Here is a 19,629-nt window from a genome sequence, read left to right on the forward strand (position 1 = left end):
CCCCGCTCACCGGCGCGTCTTCGCCAGGTGGAGCCAGGTGTCGACGACGGTGTCGGGGTTCAGCGACATCGTCTCGATCCCCTTGTCCACCAGCCACTCCGCGAGGTCCGGGTGGTCGCTGGGCCCCTGCCCGCAGATGCCGACGTACTTGCCGCGCGCCAGGCAGGCCGTGATGGCCATCTCGATGACGGCGAGCACCGCGGGATCCCTCTCGTCGAAGCCGGCCGCGACCAGGCTGGAGTCGCGGTCCAGGCCCAGCACCAGCTGCGTCATGTCGTTGGAGCCGATGGAGAACCCGTCGACGTGGTCGAGGAAGGCGTCGGCCAGCAGCGCGTTGGAGGGCAGCTCGCACATCATCACCACCGAGAGGTCGTTCTCCCCGCGACGCAGGCCGTGGCTGGCCAGCAGCTCGACGACGCCCACGATCTCGCTCACCGTGCGCACGAACGGGATCATGATCTTGACGTTGGTCAGCCCCATCTCGTCGCGGACGTGCCGCAGCGCCTCGCACTCCATGGCGAAGCACTCCGCGAAGTCGGCCGAGAGGTAGCGGGACGCGCCGCGGTAGCCCAGCATCGGGTTCTCCTCGTGCGGCTCGTAGGCCTCCCCGCCGAGCAGGTTCGCGTACTCGTTGCTCTTGAAGTCGCTCATCCGCACGATCACCGGCTCCGGTGCGAAGGCCGCGGCGATCATCGAGATGCCCTCGGCCACCCGCTGCACGAAGTACGCCCGGGCCGAGGGGTAGGCCGCGATCCGCTCGGTGATCTTCGCCTTCAGCGGGGCGTCCAGGGTGTCGAGCTCCAGCAGCGCGCGGGGGTGCACCCCGACCTGGCGGTTGATGATGAACTCGAGCCGCGCGAGCCCCACGCCGGCGTGCGGCAGCCGGGAGAACGCGAACGCCTGCTCCGGGGTCCCCACGTTCATCATGATCTTGGTGGGGATCTCGGGCATGGCGTCGAGCCGGGTCTGCTCCACCTCGAAGTCGACCAGGCCCTCGTACACCAGGCCGGTGTCGCCCTCGGCGCAGGAGACGGTGACCTCCTGGCCGTCGGACAGGGTGCGGGTGGCGTCGCCGGTGCCGACGACGGCAGGGATGCCCAGCTCGCGGGCGATGATCGCGGCGTGGCAGGTGCGCCCGCCGCGGTTGGTGACGATGGCCGAGGCCCGCTTCATGATCGGCTCCCAGTCGGGGTCGGTCATGTCGGCCACGAGCACGTCGCCGGGGGTGAAGGAGTCCATCTCCTCGATGTCGGAGAGCACCCGGACCGCGCCCGCCCCGATCTTCTGACCGATGGCGCGACCCTCGACGACCACGTTCCCGGTGCCGGTGAGCCGGAAGCGCTCGGTGGTGCTGCCGGTACGGCTCTGGACCGTCTCGGGCCGCGCCTGGAGGATGGAGATCTTCCCCGTCAGGCCGTCCTTGCCCCACTCGACGTCCATCGGGCGGCCGTAGTGCTCCTCGATCTTCACCGCCTGCCGGGCCAGCTCCTCCACCTCGTCGTCGGACAGCGAGAGCAGCCCGCGCTGGGCGGGGTCCACGTCCACGAACTCGGTCGTGCGCCCGACGGTCGCGTCGTCGGTGTAGACCATCTTGGTGGCCTTCTCGCCCACCCCGCGCTTGAGGATCGCCGGGCGGCCGGCCGCCAGGGCCGGCTTGTAGACGTAGAACTCGTCGGGGTTCACCGCGCCCTGCACCACACCCTCACCGAGGCCGTAGGCCGAGGTCACGAACACCGCGTCGCGGAAGCCGGACTCGGTGTCCATGGTGAACAGCACCCCGGACGCCCCGACGTCGGAACGCACCATCCGCTGCACCCCGGCCGAGAGCGAGACCGCCTCGTGGGCGAAGCCGTGGTGCACCCGGTAGGCGATGGCGCGGTCGTTGTAGAGGGAGGCGTAGACCTCGCGGATGGCCTGCAGCACGGCGTCGATGCCGCGCACGTTCAGGAAGGTCTCCTGCTGCCCGGCGAAGGAGGCGTCCGGGAGGTCCTCCGCGGTGGCGCTGGAGCGGACGGCGAACGAGGCCTCCGCGTCACCCCCGACGAGCTGGTCGTAGGCCGCGCGGACGTCGGCCTCCAGCGCGGGCGGGAACGGCTGCTCGACCACCAGCGTTCGGATCTCCTTGCCCGCGGCGGCCAGCGCCCGCACGTCGTCGGTGTCCAGGGCGCGCAGCTGGTCGTTGATGCGGTCCGCGAGGCCGGTGTCGCCGAGGAAGCGCTGGTAGGCCGACGCCGTGGTGGCGAAGCCGTCCGGCACGCTGACCCCGGCGTCGGCCAGGTTGGAGATCATCTCGCCGAGCGAGGAGTTCTTCCCGCCGACGACCTCCAGGTCCCCCAGCCCGATCTCGGCGAACCAGCGGACGTTGTCCTCTGCGGTGGTGTCCGTGCTCATGCGCGGGTGGTCCTTCCTCGGGGTTGGTCACGGCCGGAGCGCTCGTCGGCGCGCCGCTGGCGGGCCAGGGTCTGGATGACGACGGCGGCGATCTCCTCGACCGACGCCGCCGAGGTGTCGACGGTGGGCAGGTGGTGGGTGGAGTACATCTCGCCCGCCTGCCGAAGCTCCCACCGGCACTGGTCCTCGGAGGCGTACCGGGAGTCGGGGCGACGCTCCTGGCGCACCCGGCTCAGCCGCGACGCCGTCGTGGTCAGCCCGAAGCACCGGCCGGCGAGGTCCTGGACGGGGCGCGGCAGGTCGGTGGTCTCCAGGTCCTCGTCGACGAGGGGGTAGTTGGCCACGAAGAGTCCGTGCTGCAGGGCCAGGTACATCGCGGTGGGGGTCTTGCCGCAGCGCGAGGGGGCCAGCAGCACCACGTCGGCCCGGTCGAGCCCGCGCGTGCCCAGGCCGTCGTCGTGCTCGATGGCGAACTCGATGGCGGCCATCCGGCTGTTGTAGCGCCGGACGTCGCCCACCCCGTGCAGCCGGCGGGCCTCGCGCAGCCCGCGCTGGCCCAGCTGGGCCTCCACCATCCCCATGTGCATCCCGAAGAAGTCGATGATGGGGGCCCTGGTGCGCAGCAGCTCCTCGCGCACCTCGTCCACGGCCGCGGTGGTGAACACCAGCGGGGTCACCGGCCCCTCCATGGCCTCGTCGAGCTGCGCGACCACCTCACGGGCCTGCTCGACGGTCGAGATGAAGGGGATGAGGGTCCGCTCGAAGGACACGTCGGGAAACTGGATGAGCAGCGCGTTGCCCATCGTCTCCGCGCTGATCCCGGTGCTGTCGGAGAGGAAGAACACGGGCACGACGTGGTCGTCGTCGGGGGTGCTGACCGCGGCGGTCACGGCTCACCCCGGTGCGAGGTGGGCGCGGGCGGCACGGGACGGGCTCTCACGGTGGTGCGACCTCCCAGGACGACGGCGTCGATCGTCACGGCACCGGTGATCGTCACAGCATCACGGTGTGGACCGCCGCGGTCCACCACTGCGGCTGCGCGCGCCTCGTCGTCAACACCCCGGAACGGCCGCGACGTACGGTGCCGGGGTGCCGCAGCCGCCCATCCCCGACGTCGCGACAGCCCCGACCGGAGCGGCGACGACGAGCAGAGCGGGGGCGACGAGCGCGGTCCCCGCGGACGGCCACGACCTGATCCGGGTGCGCGGTGCGCGGGTGAACAACCTGCAGGACGTCAGCCTCGACATCCCCAAGCGGCGGCTGACGGTGTTCACCGGGGTCTCCGGCTCGGGCAAGAGCTCGCTGGTCTTCGGCACGATCGCTGCGGAGTCCCAGCGCATGATCAACGAGACCTACAGCGCCTTCCTGCGGGGCTTCATGCCCACCATCACCCGACCGGACGTGGACCTGCTCGACGGGCTGACCACGGCGATCATCGTCGACCAGGAGCGCCTCGGCGCCGACCCCCGCTCCACCGTGGGCACGGCCACCGACGCGAACGCGCTGCTGCGCATCCTGTTCAGCCGCCTCGGCCGGCCGCACCTCGGCCCGCCCCAGGCGTTCTCGTTCAACGTGGCGTCCCTCTCGGGGGCCGGGGCGGTGACCGTCGAGCGGGGCGGACGGACGGTGAAGGAGCGGCGGAGCTTCCGCGTCACCGGCGGGATGTGCCCGCGCTGCGAGGGTCGAGGCTCGGTCACCGACATCGACCTGACGGCGCTCTACGACGAGACGAAGTCGCTCCGCGAGGACCCGTTCACCATCCCCGGCTACAGCATGGAGGGATGGTTCGGGCGCATCTTCCTCGGCTCGGGCTACTTCGACCCGGACAAGCCGATCCGCCGGTACACGAGCAGGGAGCTGCGCGACCTCCTGCACCGGGAGGCGACCAAGATCACGGTGGACGGCATCAACCTCACCTACGAGGGTCTGATCCCCAGGCTGAAGAGGTCGGTGCTGTCCAAGGACGTCGACGCGCTCCAGCCGCACGTGCGGGCCTTCGTGGAGCGCGCGGTCACCTTCGCCACCTGCCCCGACTGCGACGGCACCCGGCTCACCGCCGGAGCCCGCTCGTCGACCATCGGGGGCACGAGCATCGCCGACGCGTGCGCCCTGCAGATCAGCGACCTCGCCGCGTGGGTCCACGGCCTCGACGAGCCGACGGTGGCGCCGCTGCTGGAAGGGCTGGGGGCCACCCTGGACTCCTTCGTGGAGATCGGTCTCGGCTACCTCTCGCTCGACCGCCGGTCCGGCACCCTCTCCGGGGGCGAGGCGCAGCGGACGAAGATGATCCGCCACCTCGGCTCCAGCCTCACCGACGTCACCTACGTCTTCGACGAGCCGTCGACCGGGCTGCACCCGCACGACGTGGAGCAGATGAACCACCTGCTGCTCCAGCTGCGGGACAAGGGCAACACGGTGCTGGTGGTGGAGCACGAGCCGGAGATGATCGCCATCGCCGACCACGTCGTCGACCTCGGTCCCGGCGCGGGCGACGGGGGCGGCCGCATCGTCTTCGAGGGAACGGTGGCGGGGCTGCGGGCCAGTGGCACCGTCACCGGGTGCCACCTCGCCGACCGGGCGGCGCTGAAGCCCACCCTGCGGACGCCGTCCGGGGTGCTGCGGGTGCGCGGGGCCACCACCCACAACCTGCGGGACGTCGATGTCGACATCCCCCTCGGGGTGCTCGTGGTCGTCACCGGGGTGGCCGGCTCGGGGAAGAGCTCGCTGGTGCACGGGTCAGTCTCCGGGCGCGAGGGCGTGGTGTCGGTCGACCAGGGCGTGCTGCGCGGCTCGCGGCGCAGCAACCCCGCGACGTACACGGGCCTGCTCGATCCCGTCCGCACGGCGTTCGCCAAGGCCAACGGCGTCAAGGCGGCGCTGTTCAGCTCCAACAGCGAGGGGGCCTGCCCGGCCTGCAACGGCTCCGGGGTCGTCCAGACCGACCTGGCGGTGGTGGCGGCGGTGGCCACCGTCTGCGAGGTCTGTGAGGGCAGGCGGTTCGACGCGGCGGTCCTGCAGCACCGGCTCGGCGGAAAGGACATCAGCGAGGTCCTCGCGCTGTCGGTCAGCCAGGCGGCGGAGTTCTTCGGCGAGGGCGGCGTGCGGCTGCCCGCCGCGCGGGTGATCCTCGGCCGTCTCGTCGACGTCGGGCTCGGCTACCTCACCCTCGGGCAGCCGCTGAGCACGCTCTCCGGCGGTGAGCGGCAACGGGTCAAGCTGGCCACCCACCTGGGGGAGAAGGGTGGTCTGTACGTCCTGGACGAGCCCACCACCGGGCTCCACCTCGCGGACGTCGAGCGTCTGCTCGGCCTGCTCGACCGGCTGGTCGACGACGGGAGGTCGGTGGTGGTCATCGAGCACCACCAGGCAGTGGTGGCCCACGCCGACTGGATCATCGACCTCGGCCCCGGCGCCGGCCACGACGGCGGGCGGGTCGTCTTCGAGGGGACCCCGGCCGACCTGGTCGCCTCCCGCGCCACCCTGACCGGCACGCACCTGGCGGCCCACGTCGGCCGATGACGCCTTCGTTCTGCGCCGGTCGGGCGGGACTGGTTCGTTGATCACGTTCGAGGCTCGGCCCGCTCCAGAGTCCGGGTGCGCCGAGCCCCCGCACCGCCGTCCGGCGGTGACCGTCGCGCCCGTGCGCACGGGACCCACTCCCACGGGCCGTCCGCAGCGCAGCGCCGCACGGTCGGCCGGAGGACACCCATGACCCGCAACACCGTCTCCCGCGCGCTGCACGACGTCGGTCTCGCCGCCTGGTTCGGCGGCACCCTGGCCAACGCCGTGGCGCTCAACCCGGCCGCCGCCCAGGCGAAGGACCCCGAGGCCGTCGGCCACGTGACCAACGACGGCTGGGACCGCTGGACCCCGGTCAACGCCGCCGCCATCGGCGCCCACCTGCTGGGCAGCCTCGGCCAGCTGCGCGGCAACCGCTCCCGCCTGGCCCACCAGGACGGTGTCGCCGCGATGGCCACCACCAAGACGGTGCTGACCGTGGCCGCCCTGGCCGTCACCGGGTACAGCCGGGTGGTCGGCTCGAAGGTCTCCGACCCGGTGGACCCGCCCGTGCACGCCGGCACCGAGCCCATCGCCACCACCCCGCCCGAGGTCCGTGGCGCCCAGGCCCAGCTGCGCTACCTGCAGTGGGCCGTGCCCGCCCTCACCGGGGCGCTGGTCGTCATCAGCGCGTTCGCCGGGGAGCAGCAGCGGCCCGCGAGCGTCGTCGCCGGGCTCGTCTCTCGGGTCCGCCGGTGACCACCCCCGTGCACGGCAGCCCCGACGACCTCTCGACCGCCGCGCTGCTCGAGCGGCTCACCACCCAGGTCTCCACGCTCGTGCAGCAGGAGGTCGCGCACGCCACCGCCGAGGTCAAGCAGAAGGGCGCCCGGATGGGCGTGGGCCTGGGCATCTCCGGAGCGGGCCTCGCGCTCGTGGCCGGCGGTGGCGCCACCCTCGTGGCCACCGCGGTGCTCGCGCTGGCCCTCGTGCTGGCCGCCTGGCTCGCCGCCCTGGTCGTCGCGGTCGTGCTGCTCGTGGTCGGCGGCGTGCTCGCCCTGGTCGGCGTGAAGCAGGCGCAGCACTCCGTGCCGGTGCCCCAGGACACCATTGCCAGCGTCCAGCGCGACGTGGCCACCCTGAAGGAGAGCGCCCACCGATGAGCGAGCACCCGACCACCCCGTCAACGCGACCCCGTCCGCCCGAGCAGTCCCGGGAGGAGACGCGGGCCGAGCTCGCCGCCACCGTCGACGCACTGACCCGCAAGCTCGACGTCACCGCCCGGGCGAAGTCCGGTGCGCACGACGCGTACCAGGCCCTGGCCGACCGGCACGGTGCCCGCCTCATCGTGTTCGGGGGCACGGCGGCCGCCGTGCTCGCCCTCGTCCTTCTCAGAAAGCTGGTCACCCGGTGAGCGCAGCGAAGATCATCTACTTCCCGGTCAACCTCGTCGTGAGCATCGCCGGCGGTGTGCTCGCCGGTGCCGTGTTCAACCAGGTGTGGAAGCGCCTCGGCGACAACGACGTCGAGCCTAAGCCGGCCGACCTCGACCAGCCCGCGCGACAGGTGTTCCTCGCCGCAGCCGCCCACGGGCTGGTCTACGGCCTCGTCAAGGCCGCGGTCAGCCGTGGCACCGCCAAGGGTTTCCGCAAGGCCGTGGGGACCGACCCGGTGCAGCAGTGACCGGGGGCTCGGCCCCGGCCACGCCGCTGCGCTGAGCTGCTGCGAGGTCCCGTCCCTGCTCGGGGTGCCGGCTCCGGCGTGCGTCAGTACCAGTGAGCGCGGCCGCCGACCTTGCGTCCGGCCGCGCCGAGCACCGCGAGCACGGCGCCCACGACGACCAGGATGATGCCGATGGTCCACAGGATCGGGATCCCCGCCACGAAACCGATCACCAACAGGATTGCCCCAAGAATTATCATCGCGCCTGCTCTCGTGGTCCTGCCCCGCCGGGTGACGGTGCTGGCCACTTCCTACTCCCGCACCGCGTCGGGGACGGAACGAACAATTCGGGGTCGCCGCGGCCCAGCGGCGTGGCAGGCTCAGCTCACCCGGCCAGGAGGACGCTCATGACTGCTCGATCGAGGACCCAGCGCGTGGCGGACTCCTCCGCGCTCCAGGCCGTGGCACGCGTCGGGCTCGTCGCCTACGGGGTGGTGCACGTCCTCATCGCGTGGCTGGCCCTCCAGCTGGCGTGGGGCGGGGGCTCCTCGGACTCGGCCAGCAAGACGGGGGCGCTGGCCGCGCTCGCGGCACAACCCGGTGGCCGGGCGCTGCTGTGGCTGCTCACCCTGGGGCTGGTCGCCCTGGCGCTGTGGCAGGCGGGGGAGCTGCTGCACCACCTCGACGGGCTGCAGGGCACCGGCGAGGAGCGCAAGGACTCCGTCGGCAACCTCGTCGGATCCCTCGCCCGGGTGGTGGTCTACGCAGCACTGGCCGTCACCGCCGGCAAGGACGCCGCCGGCGGCAGCGCCCAGAGCTCCAGCTCCACGCAGCAGCAGGGCACCTCCGGGCTCTTCGGCGTTCCGGGTGGACGCATCCTGGTCGGGATCGGGGCGCTGGTGATCGTGGGGATCGGGGTGTACCAGATCGTCAAGGCGCTCAGGCGCAGCTTCCTCGACGAGGTCGACCTCACCGGTGCGTCCGCGCGGACACGCGAGCTGACCGAGAAGCTCGGCATGGTCGGTGGCGCCGTCAAGGGGTTCGCCCTGGGGGTAGTCGGTGGGCTGTTCGGCTGGGCCGCGATCACCTTCGACCCGGCCAAGGCACAGGGGCTGGGCGGGGCGATGGCGACCATCCTCTCCGCGCCCTTCGGTCGGGTCCTGCTCACGCTGGTCGCGCTGGGGTTCCTCGCCTACGGCGGGTACTGCGCGGTGCGCGCACGTTTCCCGGCACGGTCCAGCTGATCCTCGCCTCGTCGGTGGGCTGCTCCGCGCAGCCGGGCGAGGTCACCACACGGCACTGCTGAGGTCGGGACGGTCGGGAACACCCTGGGGGGGTAGGGTGTTGTGCAGGCAGGACGAGAACGGGGGACCCCGGTGACCGGATACGCGAGCAGCAAGGACGACCAGCTCAGGCGGCTGCGCCGGATCGAGGGCCAGGTGCGCGGTTTGCAGCGCATGATCGAAGCCGACACCTACTGCATCGACGTGCTGACCCAGGTCTCGGCGGCCACCCGCGCGCTGCAGTCGGTCGCCATCGGACTCCTGGAGGAGCACATGGCGCACTGCATGGTCCAGGCCGCCAAGGTCGGCGGCGCCGAGGCCGACGCCAAGGTGAAGGAAGCCTCCGAGGCCATCGCCCGTCTCGTCCGCAGCTGAGCACCACCGAACAGAGGAGAACGTCATGAGCACCGTCACCTACCCCGTCACCGGCATGACCTGCGGGCACTGCGTGGCCTCGGTCACCGAGGAGGTCTCCGAGGTCCCCGGCATCACCGACGTCTCGGTGAGCCTCGAGGCCGGCACCGTCACCGTCACCGGGGACGAGTCCGTCGTCACCGACACCGCCCTCGTCCGTGCCGCCGTCGAAGAAGCCGGCTACGAGCTCCCCACCACCGACTGACACCGCTGCACCCGCTGGACCGGAGGACGCATGACCACCACCACCACCACCACCGACCAGCAGGTCGAGCTCGCCATCACCGGCATGACGTGTGCGTCGTGCGCCAACCGCATCGAGCGCAAGCTCAACAAGCTCGACGGGGTCACCGCCACGGTGAACTACTCCACCGAGAAGGCGAAGGTCAGCTACTCCGCCGCGGTGAGCACCGACGTGCTGCTGCAGACGGTGGCGGCGGCGGGGTACGCCGCGGCGCTGCCCGCCCCCCGAGCGCCCAGCACCCCGGCGCCGGTGGACGAGACGGGCCTGCTGCGCCAGCGGCTGCTCGTGTGCCTGGCGCTCTCCGTTCCCGTCGTGGCGATGGCCATGGTCCCGGTGCTGCAGATCGACGGGTGGCAGTGGCTCTCCCTCACCCTGGCCGCACCGGTGGTCGTGTGGGGGGCCCTGCCGTTCCACCGTGCGGCGTGGACGAACCTCCGTCACGGGGCGGCAACCATGGACACGCTCGTGTCGGTGGGTGTTCTCTCGGCGTTCACCTGGTCGCTGTACGCGCTGTTCCTGGGCACGGCCGGGACCATCGGCATGCGCCACCCGTTCGAGCTGACCCTGGCCCGCGGGGACGGGGCGGGCAACATCTACCTCGAGGCCGCGGCCGGGGTCACCACCTTCATCCTCGCGGGGCGCTACGCCGAGGCACGGGCAAAGCGCAGCTCCGGGGCGGCGCTGCGCGCACTGCTGGAGCTCGGAGCCAAGGACGTGGCCGTGGTCCGGGACGGTCACGAGGTCCGCATCCCCGTCGAGGACCTCGTCGTCGACGACACGTTCGTGGTGCGTCCGGGGGAGAAGGTGGCTACCGACGGGGTGGTGGTCGAGGGCAGCTCCGCCGTCGACGCAAGCCTGCTGACGGGTGAGTCCGTGCCCGTCGAGGTCGCCCCCGGCGACTCGGTCACGGGAGCCACCACCAACGCGGGCGGACGGCTGCTCGTGCGGGCCACGCGGGTGGGCGCCGACACCCAGCTCGCCCAGATGGCCCGGCTGGTGGAGGACGCCCAGAACGGCAAGGCCCAGGTGCAGCGCCTCGCCGACCGGATCTCCGGCATCTTCGTGCCTGTCGTCCTCGTGCTCGCCGTGGCCACGCTGGGGACCTGGCTGGCGATCGGAGGTGGCGCCGGGGCGGCGTTCACCGCGGCCGTGGCCGTGCTCATCATCGCCTGCCCGTGCGCGCTGGGCCTGGCCACGCCGACCGCGCTGATGGTCGGCACCGGCCGCGGTGCGCAGCTGGGCATCCTCATCTCCGGCCCCGAGGTGCTGGAGTCCACCCAGCGGGTGGACACGGTGGTGCTGGACAAGACAGGCACCATCACCACCGGGCACATGAGCCTGGTCGACGTGGTGGCGGCCGACGGCACCGACCCCGATCAGCTGCTCCGCCTGGCCGGGGCGCTGGAGGCCGCCTCGGAGCACCCCGTGGCCCGGGCGATCGCCGACGGCGCCACCGAGCGGGTGGGCGAGCTGCCCACCGTCGAGGACTTCACCAACGTGCCGGGGCTCGGGGTGCAGGGCTCCGTGGACGGCCACGCCGTGCTCGTCGGGCGTCCCCAGCTGCTCGCCGAGTGGTCCCAGGCGCTGCCCGCCGAGCTGGTCGCCGCGATGACGACGGCACAGCAGGGCGGGCGCACCGCTGTGGCGGTGGGCTGGGACGGGGCCGCGCGTGGGGTGCTGGCGGTGTCGGACACCGTCAAGGCGACGTCGGCCCGTGCGATCGCCCAGCTCCGCGAGCTCGGCCTCACCCCCGTCCTGCTCACCGGAGACAACGCGACCGTCGCACGGTCCGTGGCCGTCGAGGTGGGCATCGAGCCCGGACCGGACACCGTCATCGCCGACGTCCTCCCGCAGGACAAGGTCGACGTCATCACCGGGCTCCAGGCCCGGGGGCGGGTCGTCGCCATGATCGGGGACGGGGTGAACGACGCCGCCGCACTCGCGCAGGCCGATCTGGGCCTGGCCATGGGCACCGGCTCCGACGTGGCCATCGAGGCCAGCGACCTCACGCTGGTCCGTGGTGACCTCCGCGCCGCCGCCGACGCCATCCGCCTCGCCCGCCGCACCCTGCGCACCATCAAGGGCAACCTGTTCTGGGCGTTCGCCTACAACGTCGCCGCCATCCCGCTGGCGGCCCTGGGGCTGCTCAACCCGATGATCGCGGGGGCGGCCATGGCCTTCTCCAGCGTCTTCGTGGTCACCAACAGCCTGCGGCTGCGCTCCTTCCGCCCCCTGGACGCCGCGTGAACGGTCTGCTCCAGGCCGGCTCCCTCGTCGGGGTGCTGGGGCTGGCGGTCCTCGGCGTGCACGGGGCGTCGGTGGCCGTGCGGATCGCCCGGGACCCGCTGCGGCGGCACGCGTTCCTCTCCGGCAACGTCCCCGCCGAGCACGCCGTGTCCCGCTTCCACGTCCGCTGGTACACGGTCTCGATGGTCTTCCTGGCCTTCGACGTGGAGATGATCTTCATGTACCCGTGGACCCTGGTCGTCCACGAGGTCGGGGTCTCCGCGATCGTGGAGATGTTCGGGTTCCTGCTCGTGCTGCTGGCCGGGGTGGTCTACGCCTGGCGCGAGGGTGCGCTGCGGTGGACCTGACCGCACTGGGCGCGCGACTGCGGTCCCTCGCCCGCCCGAGGCCCCTGCTCGTCGAGGTCCCCGGGTCCACCGGCCTGCGGTGGACCGTCGAGTCCCAGCTGCGGGAGCTGGGGTGGGTGGCGGTGACGAGCCCGACCGAGGCCGACCTGCTCGTGGTGTGCGGCGAGCCCGGTCCCGAGCTGGCCGCCGCCGTGGACGTGGTGTGGGACCAGCTGCCCACGCCCCGGGCCCGGGTCGTGGTCACCGACGTCGCGCGGTCCGGCAGCGACCTGAGCGCGGCCCGGGACCGGCTCGCCGACGTCGCCCACCAGCGTCGCGACGTGGCGGGACGCGGCCCCGGGCCGCAGGACCAGGAGATGGCGCCCGGCGGGCTGGACATGGCCGGACGGGGCGGGGACCGCGACGGTCTCGTCCTGGACCAGCTGCACCCGGTGTGGGGACCGGTGCTCGCCGACTGGCCGGCCGGGCTGCGGCTCGCGCTGGTCCTGCAGGGCGACGTCGTGCAGGAGGTCGGGGTGCACGTGCTGGACCGCGGGGTGGGTGGACCCGACGACGAGCTCGACCCGCGGGCGGTCGCCGCGGACGAGGTGGGCCGCGTGCTCGCCGTGCTGGGGTGGCCCGCGGCCGCCGAGCGCGCCCGGTGGGTGCGCGACGAGCTCGCGGCCGGTCGCGACCCCGGTCCCCGGCGGGACGCCCTTGTCGCCCGGGTCCGTCGTTCGGGTGGCGTGCGGGCGGCGACCACGGGACTGGGGCTGCACCACGGGGTCGATGCTGCGCACCGCGTGTCGGGTCTGCTCACCGTGCTGGCGGGAACTGGGGCGACACACGCTCTCGAGCACGACCGGGAGGCCTCGCTCGCCGCCCTGCCGGCCCTGCTCCCCGGTCTCGAGGTGGGTGCGGCCCGGCTCGTGGTCGCGTCGCTGCCCCTGGCGCCGGTGGCCGCCCGGGCGGTGACCCGTGGCTGAGCAGCTGCCCGGGGTAGCCCTGCTGGCCGTGCCCGTGGTCGTCGGTGCGCTCGCGGTGCTGGCGGGATCGGCGGACGCGGTGCTGTCCGCGCGGGCGGCCGGACGTCCCGTGCGGGCGGCGGTGACCGCACCGCTGCGCGAGGGCGCCCGACTGCTGGTGCAGCAGCCCCGGCGGGTGCCCGGCGCCGACCTGCTGCTGGTCCGGGCGGGCCTGCTGACCCTCGTCGCGGCCGCGGGGCTCGCCGCTCTCGTGGTCCCGGTGGGTGGCCGGGCCGTGTCCGACTCGTCGATCGGTCTCGTGTGGTTCAACGCCGCGGACGTGGCCGTGTGGGTCGCGTTCTGGTCGATCGGCTGGGGGTCGAACTCCAGCTGGGGCCTGGTGGGTGGCTACCGCTTCCTCGCCCAGGCCCTGGCCTACGAGCTGCCGCACATGTTCGCCCTGGTCGCCGTGGCCACCGCCGCGGGCTCGCTGCGCCTGAGCGACGTCGTCGCCGCCCAGCAGGGCTTGTGGTTCGGGGTGTGGATGCCGGTGGCGTTCGCGGCCTACCTGCTCGCGGTCCTGGGCCTCAGCGCCTGGGGTCCGTTCGGCAGGCCGGTCGGCCCAGAGGTGGCCGGCGGGCTGGGCGTGGAGCTCGCGGGGGTGGACCGCGGGCTGCTGCACGCCGGTCGGGGTGCCCTGCTCGCCGTGGGCGCGGCCATGGCGGTGCCGCTGTTCCTGGGTGGAGGGGCCGGACCGTGGCTCCCGCCCGCGCTGTGGTGGCTGGTCAAGACCCTGGTGGTGCTGGGGGTGCTCGTGGGGCTCGGTCGGCTGGGGCCGGCGGTGCGGGTGGAGCGGTTCACCGAGCAGGCCTGGCTGTGGTGGGTACCGGCCACGCTGCTGCAGGCCCTCGTCGTCGCGGTGGTCGTGCTGTGACCGCCGGATGGGTCACCGCCACCCTGTTCTGGGTGTGCGCGCTGGGGTCGGTGGCCACCGGGTTCGCCGTGTTCCGGGTCAGCTCCATGGCCCGGGCAACCATGGCCCTGCTCGTCTCGTTCGCGCTGGCGGCCGGGGCGGTGGTGCTGCTGCAGCTGGGCTACCTCGCGGTCGTCGTCGTGCTCATGATGATCATGGAGATGGCCGTGATGGCCGTGTTCATGCTGATGTACATGATGAACCCGGCCGGGCTCATGCCGATGCAGATGTACCACAACAAGTCGGTGGCCATGTCGGCGTCGGTGGGCACGTTCGTGGTTCTCGCCGCCGGCATCCTGGCGGCCCCCTGGCCGGCCCGGGCGGGGTCGCCGCCGACCGACCCGACCCTGGAGCTGGGCCTGGCGCTGATGGGCTCGAAGATGCTCGTGATGGTGATGATCGGGATCGCCATGTTCGCGACCATCGTCGGGTCGGTGGTGCTGGCGACCGACCGGGGCCGCTACGACCGCCTCGGGGACGACCTCGACGCGCCCCGCACCGACGACCCCGTCCCGGGTGGTGTGGGCCGGTGACCCTGCAGACCTTCCTGCTGCTGGCGGCCGCACTGTTCTCCATCGGCCTCTACGGAGCGCTGTCCCAGCAGTCCGTCGTCATGGTCATGATGGGCCTCGAGCTCATGATCAACGGGATCATCGTCGCGGCCTCCGCGTTCTGGTTCTACCTGTCCCCGGCCCGCGCCGACGGACAGGTCCTCGTCCTGCTCGCGCTGGCGGTGATGGCCGTCGAGATGGCGGTGGGGTTCGCCGTCGTCACCGCGTCGTTCCGGGCCGGCGAGATCGACCTGGTCGACTCCGCCGACGAGCTCCGCGGGTGAGCGCCGTCCTCGCCCTGCTGGTGGCGCTCCCCGCGGTGGTCGGCCTCGTGCTGCTCGCCCTGCCGGTGCTGGCCGGCACGCACGGTGAGAGAGCGGCCGCCCCGGTGTCCGTGGGTGCGGCCACCGCCGTCCTCGGACTCGCCGTCGTCACCGCCCTCACCCGTCCTGAGCTGGACCTGGTGTGGGTGCCCGGCCTGTCCGGACGGCTCGCGGTCGACGGGCTCTCGGCCGCGCTGGTTCTCACCGTCGCGGGAGCGGCCCTGCCGGTGCTGCTGTGGACGGTGCGGTCGCCGGGGGAGGGTCGCCGGCGCCTGGCCGGGCTGCTGCTGGTGTTCACCGCGGCGATGCTGCTGGTGGTCACCGCCACCGACCTGGCCCTGCTCCTGCTGGGCTGGGAGCTCGTCGGGCTCACCTCGTACGCCCTCATCGGGCACTCCTGGCGCGAGCCGGCCCGGGTGGACGCGGGCATCACCGCGTTCCTCACCACCCGTCTGGGCGACGTCGGGCTCTACGTCGCGGTGGGCGCGGCCGTGGCGGGGGGCGGGGTGGGCCTGGACCACGTCGCGCCCACCGCCGGGGGCAGCGGCTGGGCGCAGGTGGCCGTGGCCGGGATCGTCGTCGCCGCGCTGGGCAAGTCCGCGCAGCTGCCGTTCAGCGGCTGGCTGTCCGGGGCGATGCTCGGACCGTCCCCCGCCTCGGCCCTGCTGCACTCGGCCACCATGGTCGCCGCCGGCGGCTACCTGCTGCTGCGCGTGCACCCGCTGCTCGAGTCCACCGGCTGGGACACCGGCGTGGCCTGGGCGGGCGCGGCCACCGCCGTCGTCATGGGCACGGTGGCCCTGGCCCAGCGCGACCTCAAGCAGCTGCTCGCCGCCTCCACCTGCGCCCAGCTCGGCTTCGTCCTGGTCGCGGCCGGCACGGGGGCGATCACCGGGGGCGTGCTCGCACTGGTGGCCCACGCCGCCACGAAGTCGCTGCTGTTCCTGTGCGCCGGGTCCTGGCTCGACGCCCAGGGCACCAAGGACCTGACGGCCCTGCGCGGGGTGGGCCGTCGCTACCCCGCGGTGGGGGTCGCGGCCGCGGTCGGCGCGCTGAGCCTGGCGGGGGTGCCGCCGCTGGCCCTGTGGGTCGGCAAGGAGGCGGCCCTGGCCGGGTCCACCGGTGCGCTGTACCTCGCCGGCCTGCTCGGCGCCGTGCTCAGCGCGGCCTACGGGGCGCGGGTGCTCGCGGTGGTCCTCGGACCGCCCGCGCCGGGGGCGGAGCTGGACACCGAGCATCGCGGCACCCGCCACGTCGGCGTCCCCGCGCTGCTCGCGGTGGCCGGGCTCGCCGCGCTCACCGTCGCGATCGGGGTGGTCGGGCTCGCACGGGCCGACCTGCGGCCCGCTGCCGGGGAGCTGGCGGTGGCCGGGGCGCTGTCGGTGCTGGTCGTCGCCGGGGTGGTGCTGCTCGACCACCGCCGGGCGGGACGGACCGCGCCGGTGCTGCTGGACTGGTGGGGCCTGCGCCGCCTGCTCGACGGGGTCGGCGCGAGCACGCTGCGCGTCGCCGGTGCGCTCGCCGCCGCCGACGACCGTCTGGTCGCGGCCAGCCTGGCCGCCCCGGAGGCCACCGGCCCGGCCCGGTTCGAGACCACCGGGGTCGAGGAGCCCCTCCTCCGTGGGGTGGCGGCGCTGGCCACCGGCACCCGCCGCCTCGGGGTCGTCGCCCGGCGACCTCAGACAGGTCTGCTGCACACGTACTACGCCCAGGCCGTCCTCGCCCTCGTGGTGCTGGCGGCGACCCTCGTGCTGGTGAGGTGACCGTGCTCCCCGTCCTGATCGTCCTCCCGCTGCTCGTCGCGGCGGGCCTGCTCGCCGCGCCCGCGGCCTCCGACCGGGTGGTGTCCGCGGTGTGGACGGCCACCACCGGGGTGCTGGTCGCGCTCGTGGCCGGGACGTGGGTGGCCTACCGGCTGCACCCGCCCGCGGCCGGCGGCCAGGCGTTCGTCGTCGACGTGGCGTGGATCCCCTCGGTGGGCTCCCGCTTCCACCTCGGGGTCGACGGGCTTTCGCTGCCCCTGGTCGCGCTGACCGCGGTGCTGTTCCTCGCCGCAGCCGTCCACGCCGGGCGCCGCCGCGACAACCTGGGCCGCTACGCCGCCCTGATGCTGTTCCTGCAGTCCGCCTCGCTCGGGGTCTTCGTGGCCCTGGACCTGCTGGTGTTCTTCGTGTTCTTCGACCTGTCCATCGTCGGCATGTACTTCGTCATCGCCGGCTGGGGCCAGGTGGCCTCCGCCGAGCGCCGCCGGGCGGCCCTGCTGTTCTTCCTCTACACCTTCGCCGGCTCGTTGGCCCTGCTGCTGGGGTTCATCGGGCTGTACCTGGCGGCCGACCCGCACACCTTCGACATGGTGGAGCTGGCCCGGGCGAACCCGCTGGCCGGGCGCGGGGTCCTCGGCGGGATCGTGCTGGGTGCGGTCCTGCTCGGGCTGGCGATCAAGACCCCCACCTTCCCGTTCCACACCTGGCTGCCACCGGCGCACACCTCCGCCCCGGCCGAGGGCTCCGCGATCCTCGCCGGGGTGCTGCTCAAGATGGGCACCTACGGCTTCCTCCGGATCGCGATGCCGCTGCTGCCGCAGGCCTGGCGGGCGTGGGCCTGGGTCATCGTGGTCATCGGGGTGATCTCGGTGCTGCACGGGGCGCTCGTCGCCCTGGCCCAGGACGACCTCAAGCGGATGGTCGCCTACACCTCGGTGAACCACATGGGCTACATCGTGCTCGCGGTCGGAGCCGCCGGGCTCGGCGGGGGCGCCGACGAGGCCGCCCGCTCGCTGGCCGTCACCGGCGCGGTGACCCAGATGGTCAGCCACGGCCTCATCACCGGCGCGCTGTTCCTGCTGTGCGGGGTCCTGCACGACCGCGGGGGCACCTACGCGATGAGCCGGTACGGCGGGCTCGCGGGCGTGGCGCCGGTGTTCACCGCGCTGTTCGCGGTGGCCGCGTTCGCCTCCCTCGGCCTGCCGGGGCTCTCCGGCTTCGTCGCCGAGCTGCAGATCTTCACCGGCAGCCTGGCCACCGCTCCGGTCCCCACCGCCGTGGCGGTGCTCGGCATCGTGGTCACCGCCGCCCTGTTCCTGCGCGCGCTCGGCCGGCTCGGCACCGGTTCCACCCGCACCCCGGACGGCCGGACCTTCGGCGACGTCACCGCCCGGGAGGTCGTCGCGGTGGTGCCGCTGCTCGTGCTCGTCGTCGTCCTCGGGGTGTACCCGTCGCTGGTGCTGGACGTCATCAGCCCGGCGGCCGGCACCGTCGTGCAGCTGGTGGGCCGGTGACCCCGGGAGCCAACGAGGCCGTCACCACGCTGCTGCCCGAGCTGGTCCTGGTGTTGGCCGCTGTGGTGGGCCTGCTCGCTGGCTCGTTCCTGCCGCGCCGCCGCCAGGGCCTGGTGCGGGCCGGGGCCGTGCTGGCGGTGGTCGCGGCCGGGGTGCTCTCGGCGGTCGGGCTCGCCCGGCCCGCGGAGCTGGTGTTCAGCGGGACCTACGCGGTGGACGCGGGGCTGGGGGTGCTGCGGCTGGTGGTGCTCGCCGCCACGGCGCTGACCCTGCTGCTCGCCGCCGAGGCGATCGGGGGTAACCGGCGCGAGACCGAGGTGGTCGTGCTGGTCCTGCTGGCCGCGCTGGGCACCATCGTCCTGGCCGGCGCCAACGACCTGCTGGTGCTCGCCGCCGGGTTCCTGCTCACCTCGCTGCCGCTGTACGCGCTCACCGGGTTCACCCACACCCGCCGCAGCACCGAGGCCGCCCTCAAGCAGTACCTGCTCGGTGCGCTCGCGGGTGTGCTCATGCTCGTCGGCGTCGCCGTGCTGCTGGGCGCCGGCGGGGGCACCGACTACCCCACCCTGGCCACCGGGCTCCCCGCCGCCGCGCGGATCACGGTGGTGCTGGGCGTGGTCGCCCTGGTGGCAGGGCTGCTGTTCGAGCTCGGTGCCGTGCCGCTGCACTTCTGGGTGCCCGACGTGACCCAGGCGGCGAGCACACCCGTCGCGGCCTTCACCTCCACGGTTCCCAAGCTCGGCGCCGCGCTCGCGCTCTACCGGCTGCTCGACGTCCCCCTGGCCGGCACGGGTCAGGACTGGTCGCTGCTGGTGGCCGTGATCGCCGCCGCCAGCATGACCCTGGGCAACCTTGCGGCCTTCGCCCAGGACGACGTCCGCCGCCTGCTCGGCTACTCCGCCATCAGCCAGGTCGGCTACCTCCTCATGGCCGTCGCCGTGGCCGGGCGGGCCGAGCTCGCCCTCAGCTCCCTGCTGCTGTACCTCGCGGCGTACGCGGTGACGAACCTCGGGGCCTTTGCCGTGGTCGCCGCCCTGCCGCACGCGCGGACGCTGGCCGACTTCCGCGGTCTCGCCCGCACCCAGCCGTGGCTGGCCGGTGCGCTGGTGGTGTGCCTGCTGGGGCTCGTCGGCACCCCGCCCACCGCGGTGTTCGCCGGCAAGCTCACCGTCTTCACCGCCGCGGGCGACGGCGGGCTGGGCTGGCTCGTGGTCGTCGCCGCCATCAACACCGTGGCCAGCCTGTTCTACTACCTGCGCTGGATCGCGCCGGCGGTGCGCGGCGGGGGCCAGGCACCCACCGTCGACCCGTGGGCCCGCGCCGCAGCGGTCACCGCCGCGGTGTCCTCGCTCGCCCTCGGCGTGCTCGCCGGCCCGGCGCTGGACCTGGTCAACGGCACGCTCGCCCGGTAGCCGCTGGCGGTTGGTCCCCGGCGGGTCCCGTGGTGGTCCTGGGGACCGCTGGTCACGAGCACC

The 19,629-nt window shown here is 73.5% G+C and carries 20 protein-coding genes; 17 read left to right on the plus strand and 3 right to left on the minus strand.

Annotated features, from left to right (window positions below):
• Nucleotides 1–6: 6 nt before the first annotated feature.
• Both ppsA and RHODO2019_RS07520 read right to left on the minus strand, forming a co-directional pair.
• Nucleotides 7–2,391 carry a phosphoenolpyruvate synthase gene (gene ppsA, locus RHODO2019_RS07515; RefSeq protein ID WP_265384351.1) on the minus strand — a complete coding sequence of 795 codons (2,385 nt, stop codon included), beginning with the start codon at nucleotides 2,389–2,391 and terminating at the stop codon, nucleotides 7–9.
• Nucleotides 2,388–3,281, minus strand: coding sequence for a pyruvate, water dikinase regulatory protein (locus RHODO2019_RS07520; protein ID WP_265384352.1), 894 nt, complete (start codon nucleotides 3,279–3,281; stop codon nucleotides 2,388–2,390). Before RHODO2019_RS07520 ends, ppsA begins: the two co-directional genes overlap by 4 nt.
• 199 nt (nucleotides 3,282–3,480) lie before the next feature.
• On the opposite strand from RHODO2019_RS07520, the gene RHODO2019_RS07525 reads away from it, so the two are divergent.
• From RHODO2019_RS07525 to RHODO2019_RS07545, 5 genes are all read left to right on the plus strand, one after another.
• On the plus strand, nucleotides 3,481–5,910 hold the full coding sequence (locus tag RHODO2019_RS07525) for an ATP-binding cassette domain-containing protein (protein ID WP_435532186.1): 2,430 nt from the start codon (nucleotides 3,481–3,483) through the stop codon (nucleotides 5,908–5,910).
• A gap of 189 nt (nucleotides 5,911–6,099) precedes the next feature.
• Complete coding sequence (locus tag RHODO2019_RS07530; protein WP_265384353.1) at nucleotides 6,100–6,648, plus strand: hypothetical protein; 549 nt, start codon at nucleotides 6,100–6,102, stop codon at nucleotides 6,646–6,648.
• A complete protein-coding gene (locus RHODO2019_RS07535; RefSeq protein ID WP_265384354.1) occupies nucleotides 6,645–7,052 on the plus strand; it encodes a phage holin family protein in 408 nt (135 codons plus the stop codon). Before RHODO2019_RS07530 ends, RHODO2019_RS07535 begins: the two co-directional genes overlap by 4 nt.
• The gene (locus tag RHODO2019_RS07540) at nucleotides 7,049–7,303 is read left to right on the plus strand and encodes a DUF3618 domain-containing protein (RefSeq protein ID WP_265384355.1); all 255 of its coding nucleotides are present in this window, start codon (nucleotides 7,049–7,051) and stop codon (nucleotides 7,301–7,303) included. The genes RHODO2019_RS07535 and RHODO2019_RS07540 overlap by 4 nt, the downstream gene beginning before the upstream one ends.
• Nucleotides 7,300–7,572 carry a DUF4235 domain-containing protein gene (locus tag RHODO2019_RS07545; protein ID WP_265384356.1) on the plus strand — a complete coding sequence of 91 codons (273 nt, stop codon included), beginning with the start codon at nucleotides 7,300–7,302 and terminating at the stop codon, nucleotides 7,570–7,572. Before RHODO2019_RS07540 ends, RHODO2019_RS07545 begins: the two co-directional genes overlap by 4 nt.
• An 83-nt stretch (nucleotides 7,573–7,655) precedes the next feature.
• Here RHODO2019_RS07545 and RHODO2019_RS07550 read toward each other — a convergent pair whose 3' ends face one another.
• Nucleotides 7,656–7,811 (minus strand): DUF6131 family protein, encoded by a 156-nt coding sequence (locus RHODO2019_RS07550; protein ID WP_265384673.1) that lies wholly within the window; start codon nucleotides 7,809–7,811, stop codon nucleotides 7,656–7,658.
• Nucleotides 7,812–7,985: 174 nt separating this feature from the next.
• On the opposite strand from RHODO2019_RS07550, the gene RHODO2019_RS07555 reads away from it, so the two are divergent.
• From RHODO2019_RS07555 to RHODO2019_RS07610, 12 genes are all read left to right on the plus strand, one after another.
• Nucleotides 7,986–8,795 (plus strand): DUF1206 domain-containing protein, encoded by an 810-nt coding sequence (locus RHODO2019_RS07555; RefSeq protein WP_265384357.1) that lies wholly within the window; start codon nucleotides 7,986–7,988, stop codon nucleotides 8,793–8,795.
• Nucleotides 8,796–8,927: 132 nt separating this feature from the next.
• On the plus strand, nucleotides 8,928–9,209 hold the full coding sequence (locus RHODO2019_RS07560) for a metal-sensitive transcriptional regulator (RefSeq protein ID WP_265384358.1): 282 nt from the start codon (nucleotides 8,928–8,930) through the stop codon (nucleotides 9,207–9,209).
• A gap of 25 nt (nucleotides 9,210–9,234) precedes the next feature.
• On the plus strand, nucleotides 9,235–9,453 hold the full coding sequence (locus RHODO2019_RS07565; protein ID WP_265384359.1) for a heavy-metal-associated domain-containing protein: 219 nt from the start codon (nucleotides 9,235–9,237) through the stop codon (nucleotides 9,451–9,453).
• Between the two features lie 30 nt (nucleotides 9,454–9,483).
• The gene (locus tag RHODO2019_RS07570; protein ID WP_265384360.1) at nucleotides 9,484–11,739 is read left to right on the plus strand and encodes a heavy metal translocating P-type ATPase; all 2,256 of its coding nucleotides are present in this window, start codon (nucleotides 9,484–9,486) and stop codon (nucleotides 11,737–11,739) included.
• Entirely contained in the window at nucleotides 11,736–12,086 is a 351-nt protein-coding gene (locus tag RHODO2019_RS07575; protein WP_435532187.1) for an NADH-quinone oxidoreductase subunit A, read from the plus strand. Before RHODO2019_RS07570 ends, RHODO2019_RS07575 begins: the two co-directional genes overlap by 4 nt.
• Nucleotides 12,077–13,051, plus strand: a complete 975-nt coding sequence (locus tag RHODO2019_RS07580; protein WP_265384361.1) for a hypothetical protein — start codon at nucleotides 12,077–12,079, stop codon at nucleotides 13,049–13,051. Before RHODO2019_RS07575 ends, RHODO2019_RS07580 begins: the two co-directional genes overlap by 10 nt.
• A complete protein-coding gene (locus RHODO2019_RS07585) occupies nucleotides 13,044–13,964 on the plus strand; it encodes an NADH-quinone oxidoreductase subunit H (protein ID WP_265384362.1) in 921 nt (306 codons plus the stop codon). The genes RHODO2019_RS07580 and RHODO2019_RS07585 overlap by 8 nt, the downstream gene beginning before the upstream one ends.
• The gene (locus tag RHODO2019_RS07590) at nucleotides 13,961–14,536 is read left to right on the plus strand and encodes an NADH-quinone oxidoreductase subunit J (RefSeq protein ID WP_265384363.1); all 576 of its coding nucleotides are present in this window, start codon (nucleotides 13,961–13,963) and stop codon (nucleotides 14,534–14,536) included. The genes RHODO2019_RS07585 and RHODO2019_RS07590 overlap by 4 nt, the downstream gene beginning before the upstream one ends.
• Nucleotides 14,533–14,838 (plus strand): NADH-quinone oxidoreductase subunit NuoK, encoded by a 306-nt coding sequence (nuoK, locus tag RHODO2019_RS07595; protein WP_265384364.1) that lies wholly within the window; start codon nucleotides 14,533–14,535, stop codon nucleotides 14,836–14,838. Before RHODO2019_RS07590 ends, nuoK begins: the two co-directional genes overlap by 4 nt.
• Complete coding sequence (locus tag RHODO2019_RS07600) at nucleotides 14,835–16,640, plus strand: NADH-quinone oxidoreductase subunit 5 family protein (protein ID WP_265384365.1); 1,806 nt, start codon at nucleotides 14,835–14,837, stop codon at nucleotides 16,638–16,640. Before nuoK ends, RHODO2019_RS07600 begins: the two co-directional genes overlap by 4 nt.
• Nucleotides 16,641–16,642: 2 nt before the next feature.
• Nucleotides 16,643–18,154 (plus strand): complex I subunit 4 family protein, encoded by a 1,512-nt coding sequence (locus RHODO2019_RS07605; protein WP_265384675.1) that lies wholly within the window; start codon nucleotides 16,643–16,645, stop codon nucleotides 18,152–18,154.
• Entirely contained in the window at nucleotides 18,151–19,566 is a 1,416-nt protein-coding gene (locus RHODO2019_RS07610; RefSeq protein WP_265384366.1) for an NADH-quinone oxidoreductase subunit N, read from the plus strand. The genes RHODO2019_RS07605 and RHODO2019_RS07610 overlap by 4 nt, the downstream gene beginning before the upstream one ends.
• Nucleotides 19,567–19,629 lie beyond the last annotated feature (63 nt).

Source organism: Rhodococcus antarcticus (assembly GCF_026153295.1).
Lineage (GTDB): Bacteria > Actinomycetota > Actinomycetes > Mycobacteriales > Mycobacteriaceae > Rhodococcus_D > Rhodococcus_D antarcticus.

Coding starts and splice junctions, on each gene's coding strand:
- RHODO2019_RS07565 (WP_265384359.1), top strand. CDS start 9,235: ATGAGCACCGTCACCTACCCCGTCACCGGCATGACCTGCGGGCACTGC.
- ppsA (WP_265384351.1), bottom strand. CDS start 2,391: ATGAGCACGGACACCACCGCAGAGGACAACGTCCGCTGGTTCGCCGAG.
- RHODO2019_RS07570 (WP_265384360.1), top strand. CDS start 9,484: ATGACCACCACCACCACCACCACCGACCAGCAGGTCGAGCTCGCCATC.
- RHODO2019_RS07550 (WP_265384673.1), bottom strand. CDS start 7,811: ATGATAATTCTTGGGGCAATCCTGTTGGTGATCGGTTTCGTGGCGGGG.
- RHODO2019_RS07530 (WP_265384353.1), top strand. CDS start 6,100: ATGACCCGCAACACCGTCTCCCGCGCGCTGCACGACGTCGGTCTCGCC.
- RHODO2019_RS07540 (WP_265384355.1), top strand. CDS start 7,049: ATGAGCGAGCACCCGACCACCCCGTCAACGCGACCCCGTCCGCCCGAG.